14 protein-coding genes are annotated in these 14808 nt (G+C 32.9%); 6 read left to right on the top strand and 8 right to left on the bottom strand.

Features of this window, described 5'->3' with window-relative positions; all coding sequences use genetic code 11:
• Nucleotides 1-48: 48 nt before the first annotated feature.
• On the bottom strand, nt 49-615 hold the full coding sequence (locus CLU81_RS06980; protein ID WP_099709171.1) for a Crp/Fnr family transcriptional regulator: 567 nt from the start codon (nt 613-615) through the stop codon (nt 49-51).
• Between the two features lie 106 nt (nt 616-721).
• Here CLU81_RS06980 and CLU81_RS06975 point away from each other — a divergent pair, with 106 nt between their 5' ends.
• Complete coding sequence (locus tag CLU81_RS06975) at nt 722-1633, top strand: AEC family transporter (RefSeq protein ID WP_099709170.1); 912 nt, start codon at nt 722-724, stop codon at nt 1631-1633.
• A gap of 112 nt (nt 1634-1745) precedes the next feature.
• Complete coding sequence (locus CLU81_RS06970; RefSeq protein WP_099709169.1) at nt 1746-2384, top strand: peroxiredoxin; 639 nt, start codon at nt 1746-1748, stop codon at nt 2382-2384.
• 89 nt (nt 2385-2473) lie between these two features.
• On the opposite strand, the gene CLU81_RS06965 is transcribed toward CLU81_RS06970, so the two are convergent.
• The 4 genes from CLU81_RS06965 to CLU81_RS06950 all read right to left on the bottom strand — a co-directional run bounded on the left by CLU81_RS06965 (nt 2474) and on the right by CLU81_RS06950 (nt 7792).
• Nucleotides 2474-4723, bottom strand: coding sequence for a cation:proton antiporter (locus CLU81_RS06965; protein WP_099709168.1), 2250 nt, complete (start codon nt 4721-4723; stop codon nt 2474-2476).
• Between the two features lie 240 nt (nt 4724-4963).
• Nucleotides 4964-6310: an adenylosuccinate lyase gene (purB, locus tag CLU81_RS06960; protein ID WP_099709167.1), complete on the bottom strand. Its 1347-nt coding sequence runs from the start codon at nt 6308-6310 to the stop codon at nt 4964-4966.
• Between the two features lie 91 nt (nt 6311-6401).
• Nucleotides 6402-7094: a sterol desaturase family protein gene (locus tag CLU81_RS06955; RefSeq protein ID WP_099709166.1), complete on the bottom strand. Its 693-nt coding sequence runs from the start codon at nt 7092-7094 to the stop codon at nt 6402-6404.
• Nucleotides 7091-7792 carry an NAD-dependent deacylase gene (locus CLU81_RS06950; RefSeq protein ID WP_099709165.1) on the bottom strand — a complete coding sequence of 234 codons (702 nt, stop codon included), beginning with the start codon at nt 7790-7792 and terminating at the stop codon, nt 7091-7093. The genes CLU81_RS06955 and CLU81_RS06950 overlap by 4 nt, the downstream gene beginning before the upstream one ends.
• A gap of 430 nt (nt 7793-8222) precedes the next feature.
• On the opposite strand from CLU81_RS06950, the gene cysC reads away from it, so the two are divergent.
• The 4 genes from cysC (at nt 8223) to CLU81_RS06930 (ending at nt 11273) form a co-directional block, all read left to right on the top strand.
• Nucleotides 8223-8756 carry an adenylyl-sulfate kinase gene (gene cysC, locus CLU81_RS06945; protein WP_099709164.1) on the top strand — a complete coding sequence of 178 codons (534 nt, stop codon included), beginning with the start codon at nt 8223-8225 and terminating at the stop codon, nt 8754-8756.
• 127 nt (nt 8757-8883) lie between these two features.
• Nucleotides 8884-9567: an aspartyl/asparaginyl beta-hydroxylase domain-containing protein gene (locus CLU81_RS06940; RefSeq protein ID WP_099709163.1), complete on the top strand. Its 684-nt coding sequence runs from the start codon at nt 8884-8886 to the stop codon at nt 9565-9567.
• Between the two features lie 10 nt (nt 9568-9577).
• A complete protein-coding gene (locus CLU81_RS06935) occupies nt 9578-10546 on the top strand; it encodes a sulfotransferase family protein (RefSeq protein WP_099709162.1) in 969 nt (322 codons plus the stop codon).
• A gap of 64 nt (nt 10547-10610) precedes the next feature.
• Nucleotides 10611-11273, top strand: coding sequence for an RNA methyltransferase (locus CLU81_RS06930; RefSeq protein WP_099709161.1), 663 nt, complete (start codon nt 10611-10613; stop codon nt 11271-11273).
• Between the two features lie 84 nt (nt 11274-11357).
• Here CLU81_RS06930 and CLU81_RS06925 read toward each other — a convergent pair whose 3' ends face one another.
• From CLU81_RS06925 to CLU81_RS06915, 3 genes are all read right to left on the bottom strand, one after another.
• Nucleotides 11358-12278 (bottom strand): YARHG domain-containing protein, encoded by a 921-nt coding sequence (locus CLU81_RS06925; protein ID WP_199174554.1) that lies wholly within the window; start codon nt 12276-12278, stop codon nt 11358-11360.
• Nucleotides 12275-12841, bottom strand: coding sequence for a DUF2306 domain-containing protein (locus tag CLU81_RS06920; RefSeq protein ID WP_099709159.1), 567 nt, complete (start codon nt 12839-12841; stop codon nt 12275-12277). Before CLU81_RS06920 ends, CLU81_RS06925 begins: the two co-directional genes overlap by 4 nt.
• A gap of 194 nt (nt 12842-13035) precedes the next feature.
• On the bottom strand, nt 13036-14631 hold the full coding sequence (locus CLU81_RS06915) for a PepSY-associated TM helix domain-containing protein (protein WP_099712690.1): 1596 nt from the start codon (nt 14629-14631) through the stop codon (nt 13036-13038).
• Nucleotides 14632-14808: the final 177 nt, after the last annotated feature.

Raw genomic sequence — 14808 nt, 5'->3', positions numbered from 1 at the left:
TTTTATACAAAGTTGCACTCAAAAGTAACCTTAAACAATGAACTTGGGTTAATAAATGCGCTTTCTTATTCGGCTAAGCGCTTGTGGAGTAATGCCAATATAAGACGCAAGATACTTTTGAGGAATCTTCTGAATTAATTGTGGTTGTTCTATAAACAAATTGCGATATCGTTGTTCTGCTGAATCATTAAGAAGGGAAAGTTCTCTTTTAGTTTTTTTTAGAAATAAGCTTTCGCTTGCAAGACGACCAATTGTATTACCAATTTTGGTTTCAGCATAAATGTCCTGAAGATCATTGTAAGATATGCGCCAAAGTACGGTGTCGGCCAGAGCTTCAATGTTATAATGCGCGGGTAATCTTGTGATAAAGGAATCATAACCGCTTGCAAATTCACCATCAAATACAAACGCAAAAGTGAGATCGCTATCTTCACGAGGAATATAATATCGTACTAATCCTTTCTCGACAAATGAAAGATAGTTTTCTAAATGGTCTTTTTTAAGTATTGCCGCTTTCTTTGGAAATTCTTCGTGTATTAATTTCGAAGAAAAAGCATCCCATTCTTCATCCGAAAGTTTTGCCATGCGCTCAAAATTGTCTCTTATTTGCTGCATTGATTTTTGAAATTATATATTAAAAGTAACAAAAAAGTTAAAGAACTGGAATAAATTCTTTGATAGCGCAATTTATAAATGTCTATTTTTGTGATCACTCAACGCTATGAATAATTTTATTTTAATATTTTTCTTCCTGACATTAGGTTTGCTTTTACAAAGAGTAAAACGCTTTCCGACTAATATTTACAAGGTTTTAAACAAGATTGTAATTTATATTTGTTTACCTGCAATTACCTTATATCACATTCCGAAAATAAAGTGGAGCAATGAATTATTGTTTCCAATTGCTTCGGGTTGGATTTGTTTCATTTTGGCGTTTGTCTTTTTTCATTTCCTGGGAAGAAAATTTGGCTGGTCAAACAAACTTATTGGCTGTCTGATTTTAACTGCCGGATTAAGCAATAGTTCTTTTCTTGGTTATCCTATAATTGAAGCTTTATTTGGAAAAAAAGGTTTAGAAACTGCTGTTTTGGTAGATCAACCCGGAACCTTTGTTGTGGTTTCTTCTTTGGGAGTTTTTGTCGCGGCTTTTTATTCAAAAGGAAGTCCAAACGCGATTAGCATTATCAAAAAAGTATTGCTTTTTCCACCATTCCTCACATTTATTGTTGCTTGTTTAATGAATATTTCAGACTATCAATTTAATATTGATATTCAGGCTTTTTTATTAAAATTAGGAAGTTTGGTAACTCCGTTGGCATTGCTTTCGGTAGGATTACAACTTCAATTTGACCGAAGAAGTCAGCATTGGAAATTTCTTCGACTTGGACTTTTCTTCAAGTTAATTCTTAGTCCTTTGGTAATTTTTGTGTTGTACGTTTTTATTTTCAATCAACATTCAGAAGCTATAAAAGTAACGTTGATGGAAACTGCTATGGCTCCAATGATTACAGGTGCAATTCTGGCTTCGACCTACGGATTAAAACCCAGATTAAGCAGTATGATGATTGGTTTTGGAATCCCAATTTCGTTTTTAACGCTTGCTGTTTGGTACTTGATTCTTCAATTTATTTAGTAAACAGAACTAATTCTACAGGGAAAATAGAATTTTAACTAATTTTTAAAAAAATCGTGTTTTCTTTATCTCTTTTTTGACTAATTTTAGAGGAACTAAAAAAACTATAATTATGTCAACATTAAGATTAGGAGATATTGCTCCGGATTTTCATGCAGAAACGACCGAAGGGCCAATCAATTTTCATGAATGGTTGGGAGATTCCTGGGGAGTTTTATTTTCGCATCCTGCAGATTTTACACCTGTTTGTACAACAGAATTAGGAACGGTTGCTAACTATGTTCCGGAATTTAAAAAAAGAAATACAAAAGTTATAGCACTAAGTGTAGATGGTTTAGAATCTCACAAAGAGTGGATTAAAGACATTAACGAAACTCAAAATACAACCGTTAATTTCCCAATAATTGCCGACGAAGATAAAAAAATCGCAACTTTATATGATATGCTGCACCCAAATGCAAGCGAGAAATTTACAGTTCGTTCTGTGTTTGTAATTGGACCTGATAAAAAGATAAAATTGACGTTAACATATCCGGCTTCAACAGGAAGAAATTTTGATGAATTACTTCGTGTAATCGATAGTTTGCAATTAACAGCAAATTATAGCGTAGCAACTCCTGCAAACTGGAAAGATGGTGAAGATGTAGTAATCACGCCAGCAGTTCCAGACAGTGATATTCCTGCTAAATTCCCAAAAGGACACACACCAATAAAACCATATTTGCGTATTACACCGCAACCTAATAAATAAGGTTCTAAGTGTCTAAGTTTCTAAGGTCCTGAGTTAAAATCTTAGTACCTCAGAAACTTAGTACCTTAGTATCTTTAAAAAAACCTTTTTTAAATCGGTATATTAACGCTCTTTTTGGATAATTCGTTCATTCGTTTTTTATCGCCGACAACCCAAATAATGTCATTTTTTTCTAAGAGTAAATGCGATTCAGGATTTAAGATTCGATTACCATTTCTTTCAAGTCCTACAACAAGTCCACCTGTTTTTCCTCTAAATTGCCCAATCGTTTTTTGAACAAACTCTTCATTAGAAATTTCCATTTGACGTAATACAATTTCAGTTTCGTCTATACTGCTGGCAGCTTCAACTTGCTTATCTAAATAATTAGTAAATTGAGTAATTTGTTCATCGGTACCAATAACACAAATTTCGTCACCAGGAAAGAGACGTTCATTTTTAGTCGGAATTGGTATTGTGACTTCTCCACGTCTTATGAAAGCAATATTGATTCCTAAGTTTTCGCGAATGCGCAATTCTTCCAGAGTTTTCCCCGCCAGATTTGATTCTTTTCCAATATCAAAAATAGACATGTGACCGTCCCAAGGCATTAAATTGGCATATCGTCTGTCAATTTTTTTGTTTTCACGATCGTTTAAATTCTTCAAAAAGTGATTTTCGATTTTATGATATTGCTCGTTTAATTTTTTAGGAAACAATTGATACGCTCCAATTGCAATTATTAAGGCAATAAAAGCCACTAAAGGCGAGAAGAAAATGTTCAATAAAAATCCAACAAAGAATAATCCAAGGCTCATTCTTATTAAGATCAACATTAAAAGTGCACCACGATATTTGCGTTCTTCCCATAATTCATCGACTTCATTGACCTTTACACGTCGTAATGAAAGTGCCCATAAAAATGGTGCAATTACGACCAAAGTGATCAATGCCGCCAATGTGTTTCCAAAACGGGTATCAGCAACTAACGGAGCTACAAATTTTGACGACAATAAAATGATTGCCGTAATAATTATCGTATGCAGTATAATTTGTGTTACAGATGCACGAAGTACTACTTGCCATGTACTTACAGATTTAATCGCTTGTGCATTGACACTATAACGGTTAATGTTTTTGACCCATTTTTTTGGTAGTTTTCTTTCCAGATATCCGGAAAATGGATCAGAATATTTAATCAAAAACGGAGTTGTAAAAGTTGTAATGGCAGATACCGCAACAATTATCGGATATAAAAAATCGCTTGTCACTTTAAGCGTCATTCCCAGAGTTGCAATAATAAACGAAAACTCCCCAATTTGTGCCAAACTCATACCAGTTTGAACAGATTGTTTAAGTGGTTGTCCGGATAATAAAGCTCCAATAGAAGAACTAAATGCTTTCCCGAAAATGGTTAAAAGCGTAATAAGAGCAACCGGAAGTGCATAAGTAACCAAAGTTTCCGGATTGATTAACATTCCCACAGAAACAAAGAAAACTGCACCAAATAAATCTTTTACAGGCTGAATCAAATGCTCTATTTTTTCGGCTTGAGTAGTTTCGGCAATAATAGAACCCATAATAAATGCACCCAAAGCAGGAGAGAATCCAACATTGGCAGCAAACATAACCATCATTAAACAAAGTGCGAGCGAAATAATAAGTAACATTTCGTCTGTCAAAAGATGTTTTGCTTTCTTAAGAAATGTTGGAATAATGAAGATTCCGCCTAAAAACCATATAATTAAAAAGAAGACTAATTTTAAAACGGATTGTAATAATGCACCACCTGAAACCTGATCACTAACCGCAATTGTTGATAATAAAACCAACATTAATATTGCTACAATATCTTCGACAATTAAAGCGCCAAAAACAATTCCAACGAACTTTTTTCCTTTAACTCCCAGTTCATCAAACGCCCGAATAATAATAGTTGTTGACGATATCGAAAGTGTGGCGCCAAGAAAAATACTATCCATTTTACTCCAATCCATCCATTGTCCCACGCAATAGCCAATAATGACCATAAACATAATTTGCGTTATGGCGGTGACAGAAGATGTTCCGCCGACTTTCATCAGTTTCTTAAAACTAAATTCGAGTCCCAAACTAAACAATAGAAATATAACCCCAATTTCGGCCCAGACTTCAACACTTTTCATGTCAGTTATTGATGGAAAAAAATCAAAGTGGTTTCCGGCTAAAAATCCGGCTATCAGATATCCTAAAACAAGTGGTTGTTTCAGTTTTTTAAATATTAAAACGGCGATTCCTGCGGTCATCAGGATTAAGCCCAAGTCGCTAATAAGGGGTTGTAAGTGGTGTGTAGTCTCTGCAGCGGCGTTTAAGGCAATCATAAAATGGTGTTTATTGTTCAGGAGCTAATCCAGCTTTCCATTTCAAGCTTTTACTCAAAACACCTATTTTTTAATGCAGTTCCAGAAGCTTCCGTTGGTCGCTCTGTTCCTGCAAAAAAATATGGTTTTTTTCGCAAAAGGCTTTCCATTTTAATCTGGGCTAAAACCCTAACAAGATTTATAAATAAAAAAAGCTATCGATAAAGATAGCTTTTTTTGAGAAAATATTTTGTGATTTCTTTAAATTCCTGTGAAATTAGCAGGCGTAATCGCTAGTAATTCGTTCTTAATAGCATCAGAAACTTCTAAAGTTGCAATGAAATTATGAATTGCTTTTTTATCGATAGCTTCGTTTGTTCTTGTCAGACCTTTCAAAGCTTCATAAGGATTTGGATAAGCCTCGCGACGTAAAATCGTCTGAATTGCCTCAGCAACTACAGCCCAGTTTTTCTCTAAATCTTCAGCAAATTTAGCTTCATTCAATAACAATTTGTTTAAACCTTTTAAAGAAGCTTCAAAAGCAATAATTGTATGTCCCATTGGAACACCAATATTACGTAAAACTGTACTATCAGTTAAATCACGTTGTAATCTTGAAATAGGTAATTTAGCAGCCAAATGCTCAAAAATAGCATTTGCGATTCCTAAATTTCCTTCAGAGTTTTCAAAATCAATTGGGTTAACTTTATGTGGCATTGCAGAAGATCCAATTTCTCCCGCTTTGATTTTTTGTTTAAAATAATCCATTGAAACATACGTCCAGATATCACGATCTAAATCGATAATAATATTGTTGATTCTTTTTAAAGCATCAAAAAATGCAGCAAAATGATCGTAATGTTCAATTTGAGTCGTTGGAAAAGAATGGTGTAAACCAAGATCAGTTTCAACAAATTTACTTCCAAACTGTTTCCAGTCGATTTGCGGATAAGCAACATGATGCGCATTGTAATTTCCTGTTGCACCACCAAATTTAGCAGCAAACGGAATATTAAATAACAAACGCATTTGCTCTTCAAGACGCTCTACAAAAACCAAAATTTCTTTACCCAAACGAGTAGGAGAAGCCGGTTGTCCGTGCGTACGAGCCAACATTGGAATATCTTTCCATTCAACACTTAATTCTTTTAATTTAGAAATTAAAGAAATTAAAGATGGCATATATACTTGCTCAAAAGCTTCTTTTGTAGAAAGCGGAATCGCAGTATTGTTAATGTCCTGAGAAGTTAATCCGAAGTGAATGAACTCTTTGTATTGAGATAAACCTAGTTTTTCAAAAGCATCTTTGATAAAATATTCAACCGCTTTTACATCGTGGTTGGTCACTTTCTCTGTTTCTTTAATCCAAAGAGCATCTTCAGTAGAGAAATTTTTATAGATATTTCTTAAACTGTCAAATAAGCTTGAATTTACGTCAGGTAGTTGTGGTAATGGCACTTCGCACAAGGCAATAAAGTATTCAATCTCAACTAATACACGGTATTTGATTAAAGCTTCTTCAGAGAAAAAAGGTGCTAATGAAAGGGTTTTGCTTCTATATCTTCCGTCAATTGGCGATATGGCATTCAATTCGTTTAAAGTAGTCATTGTTATGTTGTTTGTTCGAAAGGTGCAAATATAAGTCATTGTTAAAACTTCTGAAAGTTACAAGTCATATATTATCCTTTAATAGTGAGATTTAAAAAATAGTTTTGAAGATTTTGTCCCAAATCGTAAAATAAAAACCATAATTATGAGATTGATGTTTATGATGATTCGAATGAAATTGAGTTGTAGAAATCCATTTTGTGAAATTGCTTTTATACCAGAAATCAGGAAAAATATCGGTTTTTAAATGTCCAAATATTCCATACGACAAATTTAAAATTAGATAAATAATAATACTCAAATAATTGAAATCTAAAATCGTAATTGAAAATAACCAGATAATCCCAAAACCCAAAGTTTCTATTGGATGCAGAACATATAAACTATAAACGCTCGTTTCGACATGTGTATGATGAAGTTCGTGAATGGGATAAAACCATTTTAAGTAATGCGCCAGAAAGTGGAAACAAAACATAAAAAAATCCATTACTACAATCAGCAATAAAGTGTCTGTGAATATTGATAAAAACGATGGCGAAAAATCTATTTTGAGAATACCAAAACGATACGATTCAAAACCCAAAAGCGTTATGAATGTATTACAAATTAAGGTTGAGATAATCCATTTACGATTGGATTTGTTCAATTTGGTATTATCGTATTCGATTATTTTGGCAAGAACAACAGAAAGTAAAATCAGAATTAAATTTTCGATTAAAAAGAAAATAAATAAAGATGCTAAATTATATTGTGTTAATTCCTGTAACCAACTTTCGAATATCATATTGTCTTTTCTATTTCCAATAATCTTTCTCTTAATTCGGCTACACCTTCAGAGGCAACTTTTGCAATAACTTCAACTTTATTCTGAATATTAGGAATTGCGATTGGCTTTGGATCAATATAAAAAACGGGTGTAATACTATAGGTATACGAAATTAATCCCGCAGCAGGATAAACTTGCAAAGAAGTTCCAATAACGGCAAAATAATCGGCGGTTTCTGTAATTTCAATTGCTTCTTCAAGTGCAGGAACATCTTCTCCAAACCAAACAATATGTGGTCGAAGCTGATATCCGTTTTCGTCCAAATCGCCCGTATATAAATCCTCTTTCCAATCCAGAATCGTATTTCGATTTTGTATACTTCGCACTTTTAGTAATTCTCCATGCAAATGCAAAACTTTCGTACTTCCGGCACGTTCATGCAAATCATCTACATTTTGAGTAATAATATGAACATCAAAATCTTTTTCTAATTCGGCTAAGATTTTGTGACCCAAATTTGGTTCCACTTCTTTAAGCTGTTGGCGTCTTTTGTTGTAAAAGTCAAGAACCAATTCCTGATTTTTTCTCCAGCCTTCAGGAGTTGCAACTTCCATAACATCGTGACCTTCCCATAAACCATCACTGTCGCGAAAAGTTTTGATTCCGCTTTCGGCACTAATTCCTGCTCCGGTTAAAACAACCAATTTCTTTTTCATTACTTCTTAAAATTAAAAGATAAAAATAGTGATTTTTGTTTGTTACCATATAAGTTCATGTAAGTGATTATAAGTTTTGGCATTAATTTTTTATGTGCATGAAAGAGTGACATTTTATGTTTTGTGTCGTTTTGTGCCGTTAGGCACTCAATATTGGTAGAAAACAAGAATTGAAATAAATTTAGCGTGCCGTAGGTACGCAATTGTAATCGTTTTGTTGCGTACCTACGGCACGCCAACCTACATTGTACCAAATAACTACCAATATTTTGTACCTAAAGGCACAACCAATAGAATTTAGATTCTTTGAAAAAAATGACACAATTCTTTTTGCTATTTTTGGATAAGCAATAAAAGCGTATTTATACTTATTGTTTGAGTATATCAAATTATCTAGTTTTAACGTGGAATAAAACAAAAGTGATTTTCGATGATTTTAATACAATTTACAGGCTTATCAGGTTCAGGAAAAACGACATTAGCAGAAAATGTTCGGCAACTGTTAATTGAAAAAAGCTATAAAGTCGAAATAATCGATGGCGATGTTTATAGAAAAACAATTTGCAGGGATTTGGGATTTTCTAAAGAAGACAGATGTGAAAATGTTCGCCGACTTTTTAATGTTGGACAAAATTTTATTAGCGAAGACACAATCGTTTTAATGTCTGTTATAAATCCTTACGAAAGTCTGAGAAACGAATTGAGAACGCATGAATTTGTCCGAACCGTATTTTTGGATTGTTCTATACATAATTTGATCAGAAGAGATCCAAAAGGATTATACAAAAAAGCCTTGTTGCCGGATAATGACGTTAATAAAATAAATAATTTCACAGGAATAAGTGATGCTTTTGAGATTCCTCAAAATGCCGATTTAGTATTAAAAACAGATGTTGAAACAGTGCCTTTTTCGACTCATAAGCTTTATAATTTCATTCTTGACAGCTTGCCAAATCAAACTTAAGCTTTGAGAATTCCGGCTTCCCGCAGAAAAACTTTTTTACCTATTTCTTTGATGATAAAACGTTTGTAAATTTTATATATTTACAAGTCATAAGGAACACTGTCTAATTTAATCGTTTAAAAAGCATATGAATCCTTCCTCCAGTAAACTTCCAATTTCCTTTTCAATAGATAAATTACAAGAAGAACTCGCAATGTGCGAAAACGATTTGTGGACGCCTCATTTTAATACGGGACGTTACGAAGGAAATTGGACAAGCGTTTCTTTAAGATCGCAATCTGGTTTGATAAATGATATTACTTCTTTTGCTAATAAAGGATATGTAAATACAGAATTACTAGATCGTTGCCCTTATTTCAAAGAGATTATGGATTGGTTTCAATGCGAAAAAGAAGCAGTGCGTTTACTAAGATTAGGACCTCATAGCGAAATAAAAGAGCATGTTGATAATGATACGTCTTATGAAGATGGTTTTTTTAGAATTCATATTCCAATTATAACAAATTCTGAAGTTTATTTTTATGTGGATAAACAATTGGTTCCAATGAAAATGGGTGAGTGCTGGTATGCTAATTTTCAACTTCGGCATAGCGTAGAAAATAAAAGTTCAGAGCCACGAATTCATCTGACTTTAGATTGTATTCGAAATGATTGGTCTGATAAATTATTTGCTGAAATGGGTTTTGATCTCAATTTTTCATCAGAAAAGAATCAGTATTCAGAAGAAATGAAGCAAAAGATTATCGCTGAACTTTCTTTAAATCCAACAGAAGCCGGAGCAAAAATTATCGCAAATTTATTAGCAGAATAAAATATATAAAATGAAAAATGTTGATCATCCTCTTTCAAATTGGATTCCTTATAAGTTTGTAGAAAAAGATAATGATGTTTATTTTGAATGGATTTATCTGGGAGATTTAAAATATGCAGATCCTTTTTTTGATGAAACAATTGCAAAATGCCGAAGTAATGAATTTAATTCAAAGCGATTTAAGGTTATTAGTTCTGTAGATAATGTTATCGATTGGTCTGCGGGATTAGATTCAATCGAATTAAAATCATTGGTATTTCATGTATCAAGATGTGGTTCTACAATGCTGAGTCAGTCTTTAGCAACTTCTTCTGAAAATAGTATGATTTCTGAAGCGCCAATTATCGACGAAATATTAAGAAGTGATAATTTAGGTTTAGATAAAAAAACGGCACTTTTAAAAGCTGTAATTATATTCCTTGGACAAAAAAGATTCCCGGAACAAAAGAATTTAATTCTAAAGTTGGATGCCTGGCACATCTTTAATGCCGATTATTTGAGATCGATTTTTCCTGAAATGCCTTTTGCTTTGCTTTATAGAAAACCAATTGAGGTTTTAAAATCACATCAGAAAATGATAGGAATGCATATGGTTCCAAATTTGTTGCCGCCTGGCGTTTTTGGAATCACGGCGAAAGAAATTAACGAAATTAGTTTCCAGCAATATGGAGCACTTGTTTTAGAGAAATATTTTCAGGGGTTTGTAGATTTTTATGAAAAAGATCAAAATGTTACTTTGCTTGATTATAATGACGGAATGAGAAATGTTATCGAGAAATTTGTCTCCTTTATTAATGTTGATTATTCTACTGATGAATTGGAGAAAATGTACGAACGCTTAAAGAAACATTCTAAAAATGAAGACGCTGTTTTTGAAGGTGATTCATTTAAGGAAGAAGCGTTGGAAATTGATTTTACCGGAGTTAATAAGTCCTATGAAAAATTAGGAAATACACTTATTGAACAATTTGAGTCTTGAAAATAAAAATGATTTTTTCTTTCTGCTTTATTTATAATGTATTTTTGTGCCAAATAAAATTGAAATGATTGATTTAGATTACCTCGCTTTTCTCGAAAATATATTAACAGATAACCGTAAAGAAAAATTTCTCAAAGTACTTGGAGATCGTACAAAACACTTTACAATTGTTGTAGAAGATGTTTTTCAAATGCATAATACAAGTGCCGTTATGCGCAGCTGTGAAGTTTTTGGAATTCAGGAACTGAATGTTATCGAACAGCGTTACGGAAAAAAAATCGACAAAGAAATTGCGATGGGCGCTCAAAAATGGGTTGATATCCATCAATATGATTCTGTAAGCAACTGTATTTCTACTTTAAAGAATCAAGGTTATCAAATTATTGCAACAACTCCGCACGAAAATGATTGTTTGCTGGAAGATTTTGATATCACAAAACCAAGTGCTTTATTCTTCGGAACGGAAAGAGATGGTTTATCTGAAGAAATTCTGGAAAAAGCTGATGGATTTCTTAAAATCCCAATGGTTGGTTTTACAGAGAGTTTAAATATCTCTGTTTCTGCAGCAATTATAATCCAAAATCTGACAAACAGATTACGTAATTCAGATATTAACTGGCAATTGTCAGAAGATGAAATTATGGAAAAACGTTTGGCTTGGGCCAAAAATTCGATTAAAGATATTAAGCGAATTGAGGCTAGATATTTCGAAGAAAACCCTAGATAAGTTACTAAGAAACTAAGTTGCTAAGTCGCTAAGAAAAAAACTTAGTCCCTTAGTAACTTAGAACCTCAGAAGCTCAAAAAAAAATTATCTCCCAAAAGAATCATAGTTGTCTTCTGCGTACTTCTCAAAACGCTTTAATAAGACTATGTTCTCTTTTTCGACCGCAGTTAATTGATTGTCGACACTAGTTGCAATAGGAACATACCATTCAACATCATCAAAAAACTGACGAACGGTTTTGGTTTTAAAAGTAAGTCCATGTCTGGCGAAAATGGTATTTCTAAGAATTTCCAAATCAATTTTCTTTAAGTTTTTAATATCAGATTCTTTCAATTTTTGAGTTGATGAATTGATTGTTAAAATTTTTTCAGAAGCTGCTCTGTATACCGTTTCCATATAAGGTTCTGCTTTTTTATTAGATGTAGAATCTTGTCCTTCTTCAGTATCTTCCTGATCTTCGGTGTCTGTAACTAGTTCTTCTTTTGGATTTTCATAATCAACATATGTATCCAGTTCCGGAAGCATTACACTTGGATCGTATTTAAATTCTTTTTTAGTAAGTTCAAATTTTCTTTTAGTTACTTCTTTTTTAGCATTAAAAGCTGTCCAGGTTCCTGCTAAAAGCGTGTCATTTCTTATTTCAAAATCAAAAACACCATCGTTTTTATCATCTCCGGGTTCTTTAAGAGTAAAATAAAATGTATTTCCCGTTCTTCTCATAAAACCTTTAAGAGGTCTGCTGTTTCCGGCAACAATGCTTTGGCCAGTAACTTCTGTTGCAGTTATTTTCTTTATAACAATATTGATTTTGTTACTGTATTTTTCTTTTGCTTCTCTTGTTGTATCACGTTCTAAAACAATAAAATCGCCAACCCAGGAACCATATAAATCGGTTCTGATTTCTTCTGGCATTAAATTATCAGCATTATTTTTTGCGATGTTTTTTTCTTTAGAATTACAGGAAAAAAGGAATATTGATAACAGTAAACAAAAAAGTTTTTTCATTTTTTTAATTGGTTATAAAGATAATATTCAACGATTAATAAATTAGGAATCCAACCCAGCCAAGCGATTATCTGATACACATCCATAGGCGCGGGATGAAACAAATATACTAGAATAACCTTCCAGAAACGCAACGTAATAGCAGAAAAGGTCAAGGCGAAACTTCGGAACATAAATGCCCGATGTTTTCTAATATTTTTATTTTTAATAGACGTAAAACCTTTAAGCGTAAAGTAAAACCATAGAATTGATAAGGTCACAAAAGAGATTTTGGAGTAAAGTCCGCCGTTTGCAAAAAGACCAATAAAGAAGCCTGAAGGTGCGCTGAGAAAAAGTACGACAGAGATATAAACTTTTCCAATATTACGATGCGTCGCAGGATATTTTTTTAAAAGCGCAGAACTGAATTGAGAAAATCCTGCAAGCAAAACAAAAATAGCCGAATAGACATGTACATAAAAAATGGGATAGTAAAACGGAATTTGGCTGATTTCCGTTTGCTTTATTTGAAGAAAAGCAACATTAGAATTTAAGGGAATATATTGCAAGGTTATCTTAATCATTAAGATGAAAAAATAACTAAAGCAAAGAAGCCACGAAATTGATAATAAACGGCTGGTATTTTTTTTCAACTTGCAGATGTATTTTTATCAAATGTAAAGAAAATTCCTGATAAGTTTCTAAGAAGCTAAGTTACTAAGTCACTAAGAAAAAAAACTTAGAACCTTAGTAACTTAGAACCTCAGAAGCTTAGAGATTATTTCTTCAAAAACAAAATAAAGCCCAGAATGCTAACAATCAAAATGGTCAAAGCTGCCAAAACCATTGTTAGATCGCGAATGTTTTTTCCTGCCCAATCCATAAATAAGAATTTGTGGAGAATAGCAAACGAATATCCTTCTACCATATCTGAGCTTTTGACTACGGCTGCCAATCTTGAAGTTGCAGTTTCTATGAAATAAGTAGTTTTTTCGGGCGTGTCATAAGCCAATTTTACAACAGGCAATCTTTTGTTAACAAAACCATATTCTCTACTTTCAAAATCAGTTAGAACTTTAGATTCTAATAGTTTTGCATTTTCTAATGAAATTGGAGGTTCATCTGAGTTATGATCCATTTCGCAACAAGCTGCTTTTGGCGCTCCATCTGTAAAGTAATACGCTAGGAATTCAGCATATTCAAGATCAATGTTTGGAATAATTTTATTGGTTGTTGCATTGATATAAACCACTTCAGATTTTTGATCTCCTTTTTTATTCCATTTTGAATTAGAATCTGATTTTGAAGTTTTAAATTTTTCCTTTTCAAGCAATTGACAACGGAAATAAGTCGTGTCGTTTAAAGTGATTAAACTTATATTTTGAAAACGATTCCAATCTAAATTCAAAGCGTTATTTGACTGAGGAATTTCATTTGTTTTGAAAGTTGGTTCGTAAACCATTTGCGATAAAGTATAGGGGTTCCATTTTGTAGTGGCGTGATATGCACCGCTAAAAGCAAATGTCAAAGTAAAAAGTGAAACCCAAATTCCAATTTGACGATGGTATTTTCGAAGTCCTTTTTTAGGCGCTAAACTATCCGTTTTTTTGAATTGTTTCCAAAGTAAACCATAAATTAAGATTCCGCTCAAGGCAGAAAATCCAATAATTGACAATAAGAAAATCATTGTAATAATTCGGATACTATTGTTTGTTATGGAGTCGATAAATGACCAATTATGAAACGTGTCAAAGAACCAGATAAAGGCTTGTCTCGAAGTTGGGTTATAAGTGGCTAACTTACTTGAGGATGTTTCGACATAAACCTGCATTGCATCCGGACGATCAAAACTGAGTTTGTAAACGGGCAAATAACGATTTACATATTTGTATTGCGAAGTAAATTCGGTGATAATTTCACTGTTTTTTATGGCGCTTTTTTGATCGTCTAAGAAGTATCGCGAAAGCCATTCTGCATATTTTTGATCTCCGTTTTCCAGTTTTTTGGCTGTAGAAGTATCAAAATACCATAGTTCACCAAGTATAGTTTTTAGCTGATAATAGGTTTTATTGTTGAAGGAAACGATTCTGAAATTTTTGAATTGTGTCAGCTCGTTTTTCTGTAAAACTTCCTGTATCGAAAAATGCAGTTGGTTTTTATCAATAATCTGTTGTTCTAGTTTGTCATGCGCAATTTCGGGTTTAAAAAAATGCGCCATAAACGGATGCATTAAACCGGATAATGTCCAGAAGATTACGGGAATAATTGTAATTAAACCAATAACACGATGCCATTTGTACATGTGTTGTTTGATTTTTTTGACAAACTTAGAATCTTTCTTTTTAGATTTTTTCTCTTTTATTTCTTTGCTCATTGTTAGGTTTTTTAGCCCCGATGGGAACGACATCCTTTTGTGGCGGGGTTCGCCACAAAAGATATAGTGGACAGCGGGATTAGCTTCTAATGATTATTATTTTTTGCCACAGATGAAAATGATTATAATGATTTTTTTTGAGAATAATCTGTGTTAATCTTTTTAATCTGTGGCAGA

It is taken from the genome of Flavobacterium sp. 9 (genome assembly GCF_002754195.1).
Classification (GTDB): Bacteria; Bacteroidota; Bacteroidia; order Flavobacteriales; family Flavobacteriaceae; genus Flavobacterium.
This window is presented reverse-complemented; position numbering and strand designations above follow the sequence as displayed.

What these genes read in the sequence shown, in the direction of transcription:
- CLU81_RS06915 (WP_099712690.1), bottom strand. Translation starts at nt 14,631, where the DNA reads ATGAGCAAAGAAATAAAAGAGAAAAAATCTAAAAAGAAAGATTCTAAG.
- CLU81_RS06980 (WP_099709171.1), bottom strand. Translation starts at nt 615, where the DNA reads ATGCAGCAAATAAGAGACAATTTTGAGCGCATGGCAAAACTTTCGGAT.
- CLU81_RS06940 (WP_099709163.1), top strand. Translation starts at nt 8,884, where the DNA reads ATGAATCCTTCCTCCAGTAAACTTCCAATTTCCTTTTCAATAGATAAA.
- CLU81_RS06975 (WP_099709170.1), top strand. Translation starts at nt 722, where the DNA reads ATGAATAATTTTATTTTAATATTTTTCTTCCTGACATTAGGTTTGCTT.
- CLU81_RS06930 (WP_099709161.1), top strand. Translation starts at nt 10,611, where the DNA reads ATGATTGATTTAGATTACCTCGCTTTTCTCGAAAATATATTAACAGAT.
- CLU81_RS06950 (WP_099709165.1), bottom strand. Translation starts at nt 7,792, where the DNA reads ATGAAAAAGAAATTGGTTGTTTTAACCGGAGCAGGAATTAGTGCCGAA.
- CLU81_RS06965 (WP_099709168.1), bottom strand. Translation starts at nt 4,723, where the DNA reads ATGATTGCCTTAAACGCCGCTGCAGAGACTACACACCACTTACAACCC.
- CLU81_RS06970 (WP_099709169.1), top strand. Translation starts at nt 1,746, where the DNA reads ATGTCAACATTAAGATTAGGAGATATTGCTCCGGATTTTCATGCAGAA.
- purB (WP_099709167.1), bottom strand. Translation starts at nt 6,310, where the DNA reads ATGACTACTTTAAACGAATTGAATGCCATATCGCCAATTGACGGAAGA.
- CLU81_RS06955 (WP_099709166.1), bottom strand. Translation starts at nt 7,094, where the DNA reads ATGATATTCGAAAGTTGGTTACAGGAATTAACACAATATAATTTAGCA.
- CLU81_RS06925 (WP_199174554.1), bottom strand. Translation starts at nt 12,278, where the DNA reads ATGAAAAAACTTTTTTGTTTACTGTTATCAATATTCCTTTTTTCCTGT.
- cysC (WP_099709164.1), top strand. Translation starts at nt 8,223, where the DNA reads ATGATTTTAATACAATTTACAGGCTTATCAGGTTCAGGAAAAACGACA.
- CLU81_RS06935 (WP_099709162.1), top strand. Translation starts at nt 9,578, where the DNA reads ATGAAAAATGTTGATCATCCTCTTTCAAATTGGATTCCTTATAAGTTT.
- CLU81_RS06920 (WP_099709159.1), bottom strand. Translation starts at nt 12,841, where the DNA reads ATGATTAAGATAACCTTGCAATATATTCCCTTAAATTCTAATGTTGCT.